The following is a 14,837-nucleotide window of genomic DNA, read 5'->3' on the forward strand; positions in this document are numbered from 1 at the left end:
AATAAAAAACTAATGATATGAAGCTTACAATAAAAAACTACAAGGAAGCAACCAAGGATATTGACTTTTCACAATTGCCGGAAGCAGCTCGTGAAGCTCACAAAGAGTTTGATGCTTTTGCAGACTTTTACAGTGATGATAAGGATATAAAAGAAATGCTTGATAATCATTTTAAGATTGTTGAGCCGTACATCAACGTAAAGCGTTTTCCTGAATTACCATTTGACCATCCTTTAAACATTCTGGATAAGGAATCCGGACAATACAAAGAGGCTTTAAAGGAATACCGGGATAGCAAGAAAAAACCGAAAGCAACTGCTAAAACCAGTAACAAGAAAACTGCAAAAAAGCGGACTTCTTCTGCAAAGAAAACTACTTCTAAAACAGCACAACGAAAGCCCAATGAAGTGCCTTTAATGCCTTTGGAAGTAAAGATTATTAAGCGTTATCTGAATATGCATGGTAAGAAAGTAACAGAACGTCAGGTTTCCTTGCTCTATAAAGTGATTCAGAAAGCAGCCACAGAAAAGACTATTCGTAAATCCAGTAAGTATGCAGAGGAAGTTAAAAAGATTGGTAATGACCTTGCACGAACTTACAAGGAAATGGGTAGTTCCTGTACTTTTGAAGTGCCGGATTCAATGTATTCCAAACTAAAAAATATCGTGGATAGCTACGGTGTAACTCCTGCTGTATCGTTAATAAAACGTTTCATCAACCTTTACGGTAATATCACCATTGATAAGGCAAAACGACTACTCACAAGTATAAAGAATGCCAAAAAGAACGGTAAAGTTACCAGTTCAGACCGGGCATACGACCGCATTAACCAAGTGCAAAAGCATCTGGAAGATTATCTGGATAGCGATAAGTTACTGGTAACCAACATCCAATTAAACGGATTGAAAGGTGTTGCCGGATTGGGAAAGTAAATGCCACTACCTCAATGCCCAAAAGTAGTGGCTCAAAACCAAGGGCAACAAGAACAGTAAACGTAGCTCCCAATCAGGTAGTATCAGCTAACCAGATAGCCAAAATGAAGTTTTCTACACTTTCTCTAGCCGGAAAGTTCGGGAAACTCCTTGGTAAACCATACAAGCCATTCTATTTGATGATATATGGACAAAGGTTTCATGGTAAAAGCTCCGTGGCTTTATTGTTCGCTGATTTACTGGTCAAATGTGGATTGAATGTTCTGTATGTTTCCAATGAGGAAGGTGTAAAAGGTTCTCTTCAGGAAAAGCTCTTACGATTAAGAATCAGTAATCCAATTGATTTTGTGGAAAACTACGATACAAGCCAGTTTAAAGGCTACGATGCCGTTTTCTTGGACAGTACTCAAACCGTAGGCATGAAACCGGATGATTTTAAAGCCCTTAAAAAGCGATTCCCGAATACATCATTTATTCTGGTTTTTAAAGCTAACCGTGATGGGACATCTAAAGGTGGAACAGACTGGGAACACGATGTGGATGCCATTATGCACATTGAAAACCAGAGTGCCACAATGGAGAAAAACCGCTTTCCCGGAGGTAGTACCGAAACCATTAAAATCTTTTAGACATGGAGGAAATGACAATTAAATTCTACTGGGTTGTGATAGCCGGGTTAAGCTCATTAATGGTTGGAGTGGTTTCGTTTATCATTCGCAATGCTATTTCAAAGAATGCGACAAAGGAAACGGTGGAAGCCAAAACGGATTTACTGGAGAAAGACATTAAGCACCTAACAAAAGAACTGGAAGGAGCTGAAAACAAGTTTGCCATACTTCATAAACGTGTTTCCGATTTAAGGGATAGCTCCAAGGAAATCTATGTGAGTAAGGAACTGTTTCATCAGACCATCAAGCAACTCAATGACAAGCTTGATACCATCTTAAAATTTGTGGAGCGATGAGAAAGATATTTGGAAAACTAACCAATGCCGGAGTAGCAGAGACATTGAAAGTTGGCACAAAACTCATTGATGAGATTTTTACCACGCAGGAAGAAAAGCTACATGGCAAAATGGAGCTTTTTAAAATGGCAGTTGCCGACCGGGATTCTGCTCGTGACATGTATGCACAGGATAGTTGGCTGCAAAAAGTGTTTGCACTTTTCTTCTTACTGGCTTGGTGCGCATTAACGATTCTAATGCTTAACTATTTCGTGTTTCAGACCATTGAATTAAAAGATTGGCAAATAGCCTTTGTAAGCAGCATTAATGGCGGTATCTCAACCAAACTAAGCACCATTATTGACTTCCTTTTCGGTGGCGCAATTTCCGGAGTAAACAACGTAAAACTTAAAACCAAACGCAAGAATGAAGACATTTGATGAACTCTTTAATGGCGTAATAAAGCACGAAGGCTACTACGCCAATGTAACCGGAGACAGAGGTGGTGAGACATATATGGGGGTAGCCAGAAACCTGCATCCAAACTGGGAAGGTTGGCAAATAATTGATGGATACAAATTGACTTTTGGAGAGCTAAAACGAAACGCCAAGATTGATATTCCGGATTTAACTGCAATGGTTAAACAGTTCTACAAACAAACTTTTTACGATAAATACAAAATCGGAAGCATTAACTCCGGCTCGTTACAAGAAATCATTTTTGACTGGTGTGTCAATAGTGGATATTGGGGTAGTTGTGGCGTTCAGAAGGTCTTGAATCGCTTCTTTGATAGTGACCTTAAACTCGATGGAATTATCGGTAAAAACACCATCAAAGCTATTAACTCTTGTCCACCGGAATTGCTCTTTAACGCCATTAAATCTGCACGTATTCATTATTACAACACAATTGCCCAACGAGGTCAGAATCATAAGTTTTTGAAGGGGTGGTTGAGAAGGATGGATTCCATAAAATTCGTACAATCAATATGAATATTTTATTTGTGGATATTATTTTTTAATTTTGAAGCATATATTTAAACATTATTAGCCACGAGCTAACTCTTATATAATGTTTAAATATGAATAAAACTAAGTTAAAAGAAGCGTTAGCAGCATTAGAAGGCAATTCATTTTCTGATGTAGAATACTTATTCCTGAAAGTAAATACTCCGTTTAAGGATAAGAAAGTATCAGATACTTTTTATAAGTCTGATTTTGCGTCAAATTTCGTAAAGGATTTATCTCAAACCGACCTATGGGATGAGATTTTATATTATTACTTTTCTAGAGGAGTAAATGCCAGTACAAGGTTTTTAGAAGCTGTTGTGGATATTGATTTTAAATCAGCACAAGACTTCATTTTACTTTATGAAAGCTATAAGTACTCTTATCACTGGGATACATTTGAATCCTTTAAATCATCCAGAGATATAAAGCTAAAGCAATTCTACAGAGAATTAGAATTTCTGAAAAATAACAAGGAGTATTGGGATGCTCAAGATAATTTACATCAAGAAGAAATTTTAAAATTCAGTTATGAAGATATTATCATTCAGGCAATATCGTTTTTTCAGAAATTTAAAAACTACTCTCCCCAAAATATTAATGACAACAGCAAGATAATTAGTTACAGGCTTAATTTGATACATATCCTAAACAAGTTCATTAATGCAAAAAGAAAGGATAATTCTAATAATAAGTTGCATTCTCAGCCTAAATATTGCATTGAAACATTTTCTGAAATATTAAATCAAGAATTGCCACCATTAAGGCCAAAAGAATATTTTGAAAACAACTTTGATCCTAAATTTCTACCAAAGGAAAATGTAAGTGATATTAAAGAACAAATAAGGGGTATTATTAATTTCCAGTTTGCGAAAGCGGAGAATGAGAATATTGTGAATTCCATTTTAACTGGAAATGCTCACTTTGAAATGATAGATGGTAATGAAGCTGAAATTTTAACAAATAAGAGCTACATGGATTACCAGACTAGCTTAAAAAAAGACAAATACAATGAGCATTATCTAATAAACAAAGTCATTCGAGGAAATATAGATGAATTAAAGGGAAAGGGTAATGTGGAGAATGACATGTGGAGAAGAGAGTACATAATGAAGAAATATTCTAGTTTAGAATATTTTAAGTTTTTCAATATACCTTTCGCTTTTAAACCGGAATCAACCGAAAGTAAGGTTGACTTTGAAAAAGCTATCTTATTACTTCAAGTATTTGCGGCTAATTTATTTCCTCAAGGTAGATTCTTTGGTATTCAAAATAAGAAAGTAGACTCTGTATTTAAGCGACAACTTGAAACTGAGTTTAAAAATGTGTTTTCAAAAAGAAGGCAAATTGACTATGTATCAGTATTTGAAGAAAACGAATTAATTAATAATTGTATCCAATATTTTCAATGGAGTAAGGATGATGTGACTGGTATTATTGATTATCTTACTATTGACTTGAACTTAAAGAACGGCCAATTAATTAACATTGAAGATACTCCTTTTATAAAGATAGGTGATTTATATTTCTGGTTGTCTGCATTAAACAAAGACTTGAAATGGGAAGTAGTACTCCATCGAAGATTTGTTAGAGATGAAATTTTAGCACATAATAAACAAACTGAAGATACTGAAAGGGATATAGCAGAGCTTTTTGAAAATGCAGGATTCGAATCTAAGCCAAGTTATAAGTATAATTACACCATTGATAATAAAACAAGGATTAGTGGGGATATTGACACGTTGGCATATAAGGAAAAAACATTATTCATTGTAGAAGTAAAAAATACATATGTAGAGGAAAATCCCAAACGAGACCATAAATATGTATTGGAAAATTTTAAAATTCATGCTGTAAATCAACTTAAAAAAGGAGAAAAGTACATAAGAGATAATTTTCCTGAAATTAAAAAGGAACTTAAAATTGATTGTTCTTTAGATGAATTAAACATCCAACCATTAATTGTTTCAAATGTATATGTGGGAGACGAAAATATTTTCTATGAGAAGTATTTAAAACTAAGTCTGTTTGAATTGACGATTATTTTAAGAGATGATTTGTATTCAATGAGAACAACGCAAATGTTTAAAACACTGCTTGAAATAAATGAATTTGAAGGATTTAATGTTGACAATGTTAGTCATCATAATCCTTCTGGGCTTCCAGAGCCGGGACAAGATAGAATTTTAAAGAAAGAGGATTTAAAATTATGGAAAAATGATAATAACTGTTCTCCATTTGATATCATATCAGCAATAAAGAAAAATAAAATATGGAAGCATTTAGAGTTTGACAATATCGTGTATTCATATTCTATTGGTGAGTATAATTCAGAAGCAGGTTATCTAGAGTAATTAATTGTTCACAGAATATTCATGTTATAGCTATAAGCTAACTTTTTAAACGTGAATATTATGAACAAATTAGTTAGTGCAATTGAGATTATCCCAAGTGTAAACTTTCACTTATGGGAACCATGTAACATGGACTGTGGCTTTTGTTTTGCGACATTTCAGGATGTGAAAAGTAGTATTTTACCGAAAGGACATTTACCAAAAGACAAAGCCATTGAAATTGTAAAACAATTGGCTGGTTTTGGCTTTGAGAAAATAACTTTTGCAGGTGGAGAGCCTACGCTTTGCCCTTGGTTACCTGAGCTAATTATATTGGCAAAGGAACTGGGAATGACAACTATGATTATTAGTAATGGTACAAAGCTTTCAGATGACTTTCTAAAAAAGAACAAAACGCATTTGGACTGGATTGGATTGAGTATCGATAGCTTAAACGAATTTTCTAATATTAAAATTGGCAGAGCATTACAAGGTAAGAGGCCATTACTGCGTGAGCATTATTACTCATTAATTGAGAGAATTAGAGTAAATAATTACAAATTGAAATTAAACACGGTAATAAACAGATTTAATTACAACGAAAGTTTTGTTGACTTCATTGAGTTTGCAAAACCCAAAAGATGGAAAGTAATGCAAGTTTTACCTATTGAGGGGCAGAACGACAATAAAGTAGATGAGTATATCATTTCTAATGAGGAATTTGATTTATTTCTGGACAGGCATAAACATATTAATAGCTTAGTATCAGAAGACAATTCTCAAATGATTTCATCGTATGCAATGATTGACCCATCAGGAAGGTTTTTTGAAAACAGCTTAGGTAGGCATAAATATAGTTCACCAATTTTAGAAGTAGGGGTGCAGGATGCTTATAATAGCATGGAGTATAACTATGGTAAGTTTTTAGAAAGAGGTGGTATTTATGATTCGTTGATAAAAACAGAAATAGCCTAGTATGAAGAAGAATATTACAATTAGTGGATTAGCCGGAACCGGTAAATCAACGGTGGGTAAATTGCTTTCTGAGGCTTTGGGTTATAGTTTTGTTTCAGTTGGAAATTTCTCCAGAGAATTAGCAAAGGAAGATTACAACATGACAATTAATGAATTTCAAGTATTGCTTTCTGAGAAGCCGGAGCTTGATAATATCATAGACGATAGGTTTAAAAATTATTGTAATAAATCTGATAGCTTGGTTATTGATTATAGACTTGGATTTCATTTTGTCAAAAATGCATCACACATTTTGCTTACTGTGTCTGATGATATAGCGTTTAATCGCATTGCTTCATCTAAACGGAATGATGAAGATTATTCAAAAGTGGCTATCCAAAAGCGAAACAAGCAAATGAAAGAACGGTTTATCAAGAATTTTGGTGTTGATTTTACTGATACTACCAATTATGATTTAATAATTGATACAAGTTTCAGTTCTCCTGAAGAGCTTGTTGAAAAAATCCTAAGTGAATTTAAAGCTTTGGCCTAATCAAAATTATAAATGAATAAAAAACTCCCGGCTCAATGAATCAACCGGGAGTTTTTTTTTTGTGTCTGTAATGCCTAAGCCGATAATGTCTTGGCATCCAATCCTGATTCCTTTAGTTTTTCTGACAGTATCTGCATATCTGAGCTGACCTTCTCATTCGTAATTCTGGCATAAATTTGCGTAGTTTTAATATTCGTATGCCCAAGCATTTTGCTAACTGTTTCAATGGGTACTCCATTTGAGAGGGTAATGGTGGTTGCGAAAGTATGCCGGGCAAGGTGAAAGGTGAGGTTTTTATTAATGCCACACAGGTCTCCAATTTCTTTCAAGTACGCATTTGTTTTCTGGTTCGTTGGTACAGGTAGCAATACATCCTTTGGAAGCCCTTTGTATTTTTTTAGAATCTCTTGGGCAACATCCAACAAAGGAACTACGGTTTGTACATCGGTTTTTTGCCTTTTGGTCATTATCCATGGATTACCATCAAAACCTTGGATAATATGTTCTTTCTTTAGGTTTTTGATGTCAATATAAGCTAAACCGGTGTAGCAGGAGAAAACAAAAATATCACGTATGCGCTCCAGTCGTTCATTTTTAATTTCTTTCTCTATTATTTTATTTAGCTCGTCTTTGGTCAGGTAGCCACGGTCAACCTTCTTTAAAGATATTTTGTAGTTGGCAAAGGGGTCGTTATGGAGTTGACCGTTTTTCTGAGCTGTAATAATGATGCTCTTAAATTTCTGAATGAATTTAGCTGTTGTATTGTAATTGCATTTGCAATGAGTATTCAGGTAGGTTTCAAAGCCAACAATAAAGGAGTGGTTGATTTCTCTTAAATCAATATCGGATAACTTATATTCCGCCTTTATGTATTCGGATACATGCCGTTTGCAAACTTCGGCTTTTTGGTAAGTTGCTTTTGATTTGGTGATACCAACCTGCTTTTTCAAAATGCTGTTGCATTCCTCAAATAACTCAACCAGTAAGAATTTTTCCTGACCTATACCTAAGAATGTATTCTTGACCTTTTCGGCAGTTACAATTATTTCTTTTCGGGTAAGGTCATTATAAGCGTTCCGGAGACATGATCTAATTTCATCCAATACGCTATTCATTTTCTTGGCTTCTGCACTTCTGCCTTTAACCCTGTTTAACTCTACGTTCCAGTCATTTTTGTTAACGAATTGTTTCGTGTTGAACTGGCTGCTTTTTCCATTAATGGTAATTCTGGCCACGATAGGGGCTGTTCCATCCTTCTTTTCTGCATTCTTTTTTAGGAAAAAAAGAACATTAAATGTACTTCTCATAATCATCATTTTTCAATTTGTAAAATTACATTATCAATCTCAAAATGAAATGATTATAGGACTGCCAAGCTTGGACAAAGCACTGCCAATTTTGGACAAATCGTGACCTTTTTTTGCCTGAAAATTTTCGGTCACGATTTAGTCACGATTTCGTGTCTTTTACAGGCATTTTAAGTAAGTCAGACAAAACATGAAGACATAAAAAAAGTCCTACAACTAATTGATAGTGTAGGACTTGTCTCTTTTCTGTCTTCTATTGACATTTTATTCAGCGGAGAGTGGGGGATTCGAACCCCCGGTACGGTTGCCCGTACGTCAGTTTAGCAAACTGGTGGTTTCAGCCACTCACCCAACTCTCCAATCTTTTCTATCGAAACAGCCGTCACTGCCTCTCACGCATCTCTTCCTTACGACTAGTAAAATAAGCACTTAGGAAGATGCTATAAAAAAAGGATAAACCTAATAGTCCATCCCTTATAATTGTCGGGGTACCAGGATGATACACCTATCTCGTAAATCACTTATTTTCTTTTTGTTATAATTTCATTTTTAATTAGGTCACCTCGCAGGTCACCCGCTTTTATAAACCTTTGTTTATCAATGTAATGCTACGCATTTTTTGACTAAAAAGCAACAAAACAAGTCAAAATTAATTTTCTAACATTTTTATCGGTTTCATATCATTTCGCTCAAAAAGAAAAAATGAATGATAGGTTCGAACCTTGGATTTGTGTTTGATATCACATTAAAAACACATTAATACATAAAGTTTCAGTCTCTAAATTAGATTTACAAAGTGCGGATAGTTTTAACAACCATATCTGCCAGATTAAAATATTGTTAATCAGATGCAACTCACACCACCCTTATACATTAATAAATTGCTAGTTAAAGCCAATCACTTCACATCTTTACCAAATTTGTCATAGAGACAAAATTTAACGCTCCATTCATAAAAGAGCGGAGCGTTTCGTTTAAATTATATTTTCTCAATAACTTCTTCCATTTCTTCCAATGATTTACCTTTTGTTTCAGGAATCATTTTCCAGACAAAGATGGCTGATAAAATACTCATCACCCCATAGAACATATAGGTCATTCCACCGCTAAACTCCATCATGGCCGGGTAGGTTGACGATATAAAGTAATTGGCAGCCCATTGTGCTGCTACTGCAATAGCAATGGCTTTACCACGAATTTTATTAGGGAATATCTCGCCAATTAATACCCAGCAGATTGGTCCCCAACTCATCATAAACGAAGCGGTGTAGACGATGATAAATACCAAGGTACTGATGCCAATTACTTCGAAGAATGATAATAGGCCAATGGCAATCATGCCAACTGCCATTCCAATGGAACCTGTGATTAATAGAGGCTTACGTCCCCATTTGTCAACTGTAAGTATAGCAACAACGGTAAAAACCACATTAATTAATCCCATTACAATGGTTTGCAACATGGATGCATCTTTAGCGACTCCCATGCTTTCAAATATGCGAGGTGCGTAATAAAGTGCCACATTTATACCTACAAATTGTTGGAGTACTGATAGTAAAATGCCGATGATTATCACTTTTTTTCCGTACGAAAAGATGCTTGATGATGAAGTCGCTGTTTTAGTAACGGTTTCTTTAATGTCATTTAAAATGCTTTTGGCTTTATCGATGCCATTAATGCGTTCCAGAATGCCTAATGCTTTGTCGTTATGACCTTGCATGGCCAGATAACGTGGCGTTTCAGGTACGAATATTAAGAGGATGCCAAATAAAGAGGCAGGGATGGCTTCTGATAAGAACATATAGCGCCAGCCTGTTTCGTTAATCCATTCTATTGTTTGCCCTTTAGCAATGGACCAGTTTACAAAATACACCACCAACATACCAAAGATAATGGCAAACTGGTTGAATGAAATTAAACGACCACGAATGTGAGCCGGTGCAATTTCACTGATGTACATTGGGCTAATAGCCGAAGCCAAACCAACACCTATACCGCCAATGATACGGTAGACGTTAAACATGTATAGTAAGCCCATGGTGGCTTTGCCTTCTTCAAAAAATAAGATTTCAGGTTTTCCTGAACCTAAGGCAGAGATAAAAAATAAGGTAGCTGCTACCATTAGTGATTTCTTTCTTCCCAGTCGTGAAGCCAGAATACCTGAGATGGCACCACCAATAATACAACCAATTAATGCACTGGAAACAGTTGCTCCGTGTGCAAATGAGCTTAAGTTAAGCCCATCGATAAGGAAGGCCTGAATGGATTTTTCGGCCCCCGAAATGACGGCCGTATCATACCCAAAAAGCAACCCGCCTAAGGTTGCTACCAATGTTAACAGCATGATATAGCCTAAATTCTGATTTTCTTTCATTATTCCCGGATTTAATGTTAGTCAGTAGCAGATAGTTATTGGTCAGTAGTTTTATAAAAAGATACAATGTATCACGACTACTGATTACTTTCCACAGACTATTGACTGTTAAAGTTATCCCGAAAGATGCGGGTTTGAAGACTGAACTACAAATGTGTTTTAATTTCTTTAGATAACACCCGGACTCTATTCAATGAATTTGTCTGGGTTTGAGTTCATTTTACATCTTTCGGGATTATTAATAATTTATATTAGTTAGTATTACAGTGCTTAGGTTTATAATTTCCCTTGTCCGATACGTTTATAAATCTTCCCCTCGGGGAAGTGCCGTAAGGCGATGGGGGATTTTTTTATTGAAGCTGTAAATAAACTTCTGCCTACTGCCTTTCAACTACTGCCTAAATTTAAATATACATGTTAATTAACTGCTCATAACGCTCTTGCTTACCGCTAATCATTGCTGGTTCGCCAGCTTCTTTAGCAATCTTGCGAAGATCTTCCATCGTTAATTTACCGGCTGCAAACTCAGCCCCTTTACCGCTATCGAATGACGCATAACGAGCTGCTTTCTGTTGTAGGTAATCGCTGTTAGTTAAAATATCATCAGCAATAACCAAAGCACGAGCGAAAGTATCCATACCCGATACATGAGCGATAAAGATATCTTCTAAGTCGGTTGAGTTACGGCGAGTTTTGGCATCAAAGTTAACACCACCACCTTGTAAACCACCAGCCTGAAGAATAACCATCATAGCCTGTACTGTTTCAGGAATGCTTGTTGGGAATTCGTCTGTATCCCAGCCATTTTGGTAATCACCTTTGTTGGCATCGATAGAACCTAACATACCTGCATCGGCAGCGCACTGTAATTCGTGCTCAAATGTGTGCTGAGCTAAAGTAGCGTGGTTCACTTCAATGTTTAATTTAAAGTCTTTATCTAAGCCGTGGTGACGTAAGAAACCAATTACCGTTTCAGCATCTACATCATACTGGTGCTTCATTGGCTCCATTGGCTTAGGCTCAATCAGGAAGTTACCTGTAAAACCATTTTTGCGAGCATAGTCGCGTGCCATGGTTAAGAACTGTGCCAGGTGTTCTTTCTCAGCTTTCATGTTGGTGTTAAGCAATGACATGTAACCTTCGCGTCCACCCCAGAATACATAGTTCTGACCACCTAAGGCAATCGTTGTATCAATGGCATTTTTAACCTGTGTAGCAGCATGTGCTAAAGCTGTGAAATCAGGATTAGTAGAAGCACCATTCATGTAACGTGCATTTGAGAAAACGTTAGCCGTTCCCCAAAGTAGCTTGGTTCTTCGTCAACTTTGGGGAACCACATTCAGACAAGGAGATGTGTCTTTAATTAATTGATGTACAGTTATTTAATGTGTGTTTTTCTTTGGTTATGATGGTGCTTTTGGTTATATCTATATAATTGATAATCAATTATATATTACCTTAAAACAGCTCCTTCGAATTTCAAAAATCAAGATTTCCAATATCGAGTATAAACAATCATTAATTACATTCCATGCTTCAATAACCAGCAAGAAGGCAAAGTGCCCGGTTTGTAACAGATACAGTTATTCTGTACACGATCGATACGCCCGTAAGATAACTGATCTGCCAGTATTTCAATACTCTACTCGAATCATATTAGGCATTCGTAAGTTTAAATGCCAGAATGCAAACTGCCAAAGAAAGGTTTTCACAGAACGACATGATGATATTCTCCCATATGCCAGACGTACGCTCCGAGTTGATAAGCTATTATCTGAAATTGCCATTGAAATGACAAGTGGCGCAGGAAGTAAATTGTCTGAAAAACTTAATGTCAAAGTAAGCCGGGCTACCATCACTCGTCTTGCTTACCGGTTACAACCGCCGGAACCAGGAAAACTTACAGTGGTTGGTGTCGACGATTGGGCATTCCGGAAAGGTGTCAATTATGGTACTGTTTTGGTTGACATGGAAACCTCAAAGCCAATTGACCTTCTGCCAACACGAGAGGGAGAAGATCTGGAAGTCTGGCTCGAAAAGAATCCTGGTATTGAAATAATTACAAGGGACAGAGCGAGTTCTTATTCGTCTGCGATTGACTCTGCCAGTCCCGGTACACTACAAGTTGCAGATCGTTTTCACCTGTTAATGAACCTGTCAGAAGCTTTAGATACGTACTTTAAGAGCGTGGCACCCAAAATAAATAAACTAGTCAAGGCCAAAACAATGGAGTTGTGTCAAGAGGCAGAACTACCAGAATCAAAGAATATAACGGGCACTTCAAGCGTTTTGCCAAGATTCGATTCGAGACTACCTGTTTTTGAAAAAGTTAAAGAACTGCAAAGTCAAAATATACCGAAAAAGAGAATCGCGAGAGAACTGGGCATTAGTCGTAACACTGTACGCCTGTATTTTACAATGGATGAGTTGGTGCCCAAATCACATTCAAGAAGAACCAACATTGAGAATTTTAAGTCTTACATAACTGACAGTATTTCAAAGGCTGGCTATTTGATGAAAGATATCGTTGCCGACATTCGTCAATTGGGATATTCAGGTGGTAATTCCCAGGCATACCAGTACATAAGACAACTTAAAGGCACAACTGGCAATATGGTACTGAGCCAATCTGAAATAAACCAGCAGAACATCCCATATATTAAACCATTAAGTACTCGCCGGCTTGCAAAATACATTGGGCGAAACATGAATCGGATTGAGAATCTTGATGAACGCAATTATATGCAGATGCTTTTAAAATATATGCCTTTGCTACGGCAGGTGCGAAAATTAGTTCGCAAGTTTAAAAAGATGATCAGAAAAGGTACTGGTGATATCGAAGAATGGATTCAGACAGTAAAAGACTCCAAGCAAAAACTGCCTGGCCTCACATCTTTTGCGAGAGGAATGGCGATGGATATTGACGCTGTAAAGAATGCAATACAGCTTAAGTGGAGTAATGGCCCGGTTGAAGGTCATGTAAACAGGATTAAGAGCATCAAACGTCAAATGTATGGTCGTGCAAACTTTGAATTGTTGAAGAGGAAAGTGTTGTTGTCTCAATATGGCTAATTCCCCAAAATTGACGAAGAACCAACTTCACTTTAAATACAATTATTCTATATTATCCGCTTATCATTCTGCATAGAATAATCACGTTTAATTTTGTGTAACCTTACCTTAAGATGTTTAATTAATACCTGAGAATTGTCGTCATCATATAAGTTTTTCAATTCGTCGGGATCATTTTCAAGATCATATAGTTCCCATTGATTCGAATGGTTGTAGTATATTAATTTATATCTACCTGTGTGAATTCCATAATGTAACACAGGATTATTTATATTGCAGCTATCAGAATAATGAAAGTAGATTTCGTTTCTTGAACTAGCAGACTTATATTCTAAATGAGGTCTTAATGACATACCTCGCATTACTGAAGGCACTTCTAGGCCCGCCAAATCCACAAGAGTTGGTGCAATATCAATAGTTTGGGCCAGTTCGCAAATATCAATTGGTTTAATTAATTCAGAATATTTAATAATTAAAGGTATGCGCATTGTTTGCTCATGCTTAACATGATGTTCCTTTGCTTTTACGTCATTTATTGTATTACCTTGAAGGGATGTATATAGCATAGCCGTATTCTTAATCATTCCTCCATTATCCATGTAATTTAGAATATTGCCAATATTTTTGTCAATTGAAGCAATATACTCCTGATAAGAATTACCGATTTCCAGATTCGATTTAGACTCGTCAGCCATTGAAGAAGATAAACTTTGATTGTTCGATCCCCCTTTTGATGATTTATGATTTAGAAAACCGCTATCATAATTAACAATCAGGCAGAACGGTTGCGAATGACCTTTATTGCTCAACCAGTTTATAGCCTTTCTAGTAATTAGGTCATTGTTACATTGATGACTTCGTACATCTTCACGCCTAACTTTAGATATATCAAAAGTGTCATATTTTAAAGACTGACCTTCGGGATACCATTGCCCAAAAACCATTGTTTGATAGCCTACATCCTTAAGTACTTTAAGAAATGAAGCCTGTTTATTACCGGCATCATCATTATCGAATAAATGATGACTCGATAGTATATGTTTACCTGTTAATAAAGCTGCCTTATTACAGTCTACATTATAGTTACTTATAAATGCATTTCGAAAAACCGCTCCATCTTTAGCTAGTTTATCTAAGTTCGGTGTTTCTATAAATCGATTATCATAGATACTGAACATTTTAGTATCATGCGTATTCGATATTATAATAAGAAAATTTGGTTGCCTGTTCTTCTTATTGCATCCTGATAGAAAGAGCGGGAGAAGTAGTAAAAAGAAAAAAGAAGTATAAGAGTAATTGTACATATAAGAGGGTAATGAATAAAACAAGAGCACTTCAGATAAAGTACTCTTGTTTGTATT

General features: G+C 36.0%; 12 protein-coding genes, 1 tRNA gene and 1 pseudogene. 9 read left to right on the forward strand and 5 right to left on the reverse strand.

Translation table 11 applies throughout. The annotated features are described in order from the left end of the window. The first annotated feature begins 17 nt into the window (after positions 1-17). The 8 genes from ACRD7A_RS10255 to ACRD7A_RS10290 all read left to right on the forward strand — a co-directional run bounded on the left by ACRD7A_RS10255 (position 18) and on the right by ACRD7A_RS10290 (position 6,723). Entirely contained in the window at positions 18-932 is a 915-nt protein-coding gene (locus ACRD7A_RS10255; RefSeq protein WP_430811094.1) for a hypothetical protein, read from the forward strand. Positions 933-946: 14 nt separating this feature from the next. Next, positions 947-1,561 (forward strand): P-loop NTPase family protein, encoded by a 615-nt coding sequence (locus ACRD7A_RS10260; RefSeq protein WP_430811093.1) that lies wholly within the window; start codon positions 947-949, stop codon positions 1,559-1,561. A gap of 2 nt (positions 1,562-1,563) precedes the next feature. After that, the gene (locus ACRD7A_RS10265; protein ID WP_430811092.1) at positions 1,564-1,896 is read left to right on the forward strand and encodes a hypothetical protein; all 333 of its coding nucleotides are present in this window, start codon (positions 1,564-1,566) and stop codon (positions 1,894-1,896) included. After that, positions 1,893-2,315 carry a hypothetical protein gene (locus tag ACRD7A_RS10270; protein WP_430811091.1) on the forward strand — a complete coding sequence of 141 codons (423 nt, stop codon included), beginning with the start codon at positions 1,893-1,895 and terminating at the stop codon, positions 2,313-2,315. The genes ACRD7A_RS10265 and ACRD7A_RS10270 overlap by 4 nt, the downstream gene beginning before the upstream one ends. Continuing rightward, positions 2,302-2,868 carry a glycoside hydrolase family 108 protein gene (locus tag ACRD7A_RS10275; RefSeq protein ID WP_430811090.1) on the forward strand — a complete coding sequence of 189 codons (567 nt, stop codon included), beginning with the start codon at positions 2,302-2,304 and terminating at the stop codon, positions 2,866-2,868. Before ACRD7A_RS10270 ends, ACRD7A_RS10275 begins: the two co-directional genes overlap by 14 nt. Before the next feature lie 89 nt (positions 2,869-2,957). Next, positions 2,958-5,237, forward strand: coding sequence for an NERD domain-containing protein (locus ACRD7A_RS10280; protein WP_430811089.1), 2,280 nt, complete (start codon positions 2,958-2,960; stop codon positions 5,235-5,237). 60 nt (positions 5,238-5,297) lie between these two features. Continuing rightward, the gene (locus tag ACRD7A_RS10285; protein ID WP_430811088.1) at positions 5,298-6,191 is read left to right on the forward strand and encodes a viperin family antiviral radical SAM protein; all 894 of its coding nucleotides are present in this window, start codon (positions 5,298-5,300) and stop codon (positions 6,189-6,191) included. A gap of 1 nt (position 6,192) precedes the next feature. Then, positions 6,193-6,723: a cytidylate kinase family protein gene (locus ACRD7A_RS10290; RefSeq protein WP_430811087.1), complete on the forward strand. Its 531-nt coding sequence runs from the start codon at positions 6,193-6,195 to the stop codon at positions 6,721-6,723. A 74-nt stretch (positions 6,724-6,797) separates the two neighbouring features. Here the strand turns inward: ACRD7A_RS10290 and ACRD7A_RS10295 are convergent, their stop codons facing one another. The 4 genes and pseudogenes from ACRD7A_RS10295 to ACRD7A_RS10310 all read right to left on the reverse strand — a co-directional run. Then, on the reverse strand, positions 6,798-8,030 hold the full coding sequence (locus tag ACRD7A_RS10295; protein ID WP_430811086.1) for a site-specific integrase: 1,233 nt from the start codon (positions 8,028-8,030) through the stop codon (positions 6,798-6,800). Between the two features lie 272 nt (positions 8,031-8,302). Further along, positions 8,303-8,389, reverse strand: a tRNA-Ser gene (locus ACRD7A_RS10300). Positions 8,390-9,009: 620 nt separating this feature from the next. Next, positions 9,010-10,404, reverse strand: coding sequence for a D-xylose transporter XylE (gene xylE, locus ACRD7A_RS10305; RefSeq protein WP_430811085.1), 1,395 nt, complete (start codon positions 10,402-10,404; stop codon positions 9,010-9,012). 404 nt (positions 10,405-10,808) lie between these two features. Further along, a pseudogene (locus tag ACRD7A_RS10310) lies at positions 10,809-11,705 on the reverse strand (xylose isomerase); the annotation flags it as partial. A gap of 88 nt (positions 11,706-11,793) precedes the next feature. Between ACRD7A_RS10310 and ACRD7A_RS10315 the strand changes: the two are divergent. Further along, a complete protein-coding gene (locus ACRD7A_RS10315; protein ID WP_430811084.1) occupies positions 11,794-13,476 on the forward strand; it encodes an ISL3 family transposase in 1,683 nt (560 codons plus the stop codon). A gap of 47 nt (positions 13,477-13,523) precedes the next feature. Here the strand turns inward: ACRD7A_RS10315 and ACRD7A_RS10320 are convergent, their stop codons facing one another. Next, positions 13,524-14,780, reverse strand: coding sequence for a sulfatase/phosphatase domain-containing protein (locus ACRD7A_RS10320; protein ID WP_430811083.1), 1,257 nt, complete (start codon positions 14,778-14,780; stop codon positions 13,524-13,526). Between the last annotated feature and the right edge of the window lie 57 nt (positions 14,781-14,837).

This window comes from Carboxylicivirga longa (assembly GCF_050589825.1).
GTDB classification, from domain to species: Bacteria; Bacteroidota; Bacteroidia; order Bacteroidales; family Marinilabiliaceae; genus Carboxylicivirga; species Carboxylicivirga longa.

Excerpts from the sequence above, each read along its gene's own strand:
- ACRD7A_RS10255 (WP_430811094.1), top strand. The coding sequence starts at position 18 with ATGAAGCTTACAATAAAAAACTACAAGGAAGCAACCAAGGATATTGAC.
- ACRD7A_RS10260 (WP_430811093.1), top strand. The coding sequence starts at position 947 with ATGCCCAAAAGTAGTGGCTCAAAACCAAGGGCAACAAGAACAGTAAAC.
- ACRD7A_RS10265 (WP_430811092.1), top strand. The coding sequence starts at position 1,564 with ATGGAGGAAATGACAATTAAATTCTACTGGGTTGTGATAGCCGGGTTA.
- ACRD7A_RS10270 (WP_430811091.1), top strand. The coding sequence starts at position 1,893 with ATGAGAAAGATATTTGGAAAACTAACCAATGCCGGAGTAGCAGAGACA.
- ACRD7A_RS10275 (WP_430811090.1), top strand. The coding sequence starts at position 2,302 with ATGAAGACATTTGATGAACTCTTTAATGGCGTAATAAAGCACGAAGGC.
- ACRD7A_RS10280 (WP_430811089.1), top strand. The coding sequence starts at position 2,958 with ATGAATAAAACTAAGTTAAAAGAAGCGTTAGCAGCATTAGAAGGCAAT.
- ACRD7A_RS10285 (WP_430811088.1), top strand. The coding sequence starts at position 5,298 with ATGAACAAATTAGTTAGTGCAATTGAGATTATCCCAAGTGTAAACTTT.
- ACRD7A_RS10290 (WP_430811087.1), top strand. The coding sequence starts at position 6,193 with ATGAAGAAGAATATTACAATTAGTGGATTAGCCGGAACCGGTAAATCA.
- ACRD7A_RS10295 (WP_430811086.1), bottom strand. The coding sequence starts at position 8,030 with ATGAGAAGTACATTTAATGTTCTTTTTTTCCTAAAAAAGAATGCAGAA.
- xylE (WP_430811085.1), bottom strand. The coding sequence starts at position 10,404 with ATGAAAGAAAATCAGAATTTAGGCTATATCATGCTGTTAACATTGGTA.
- ACRD7A_RS10320 (WP_430811083.1), bottom strand. The coding sequence starts at position 14,780 with ATGTACAATTACTCTTATACTTCTTTTTTCTTTTTACTACTTCTCCCG.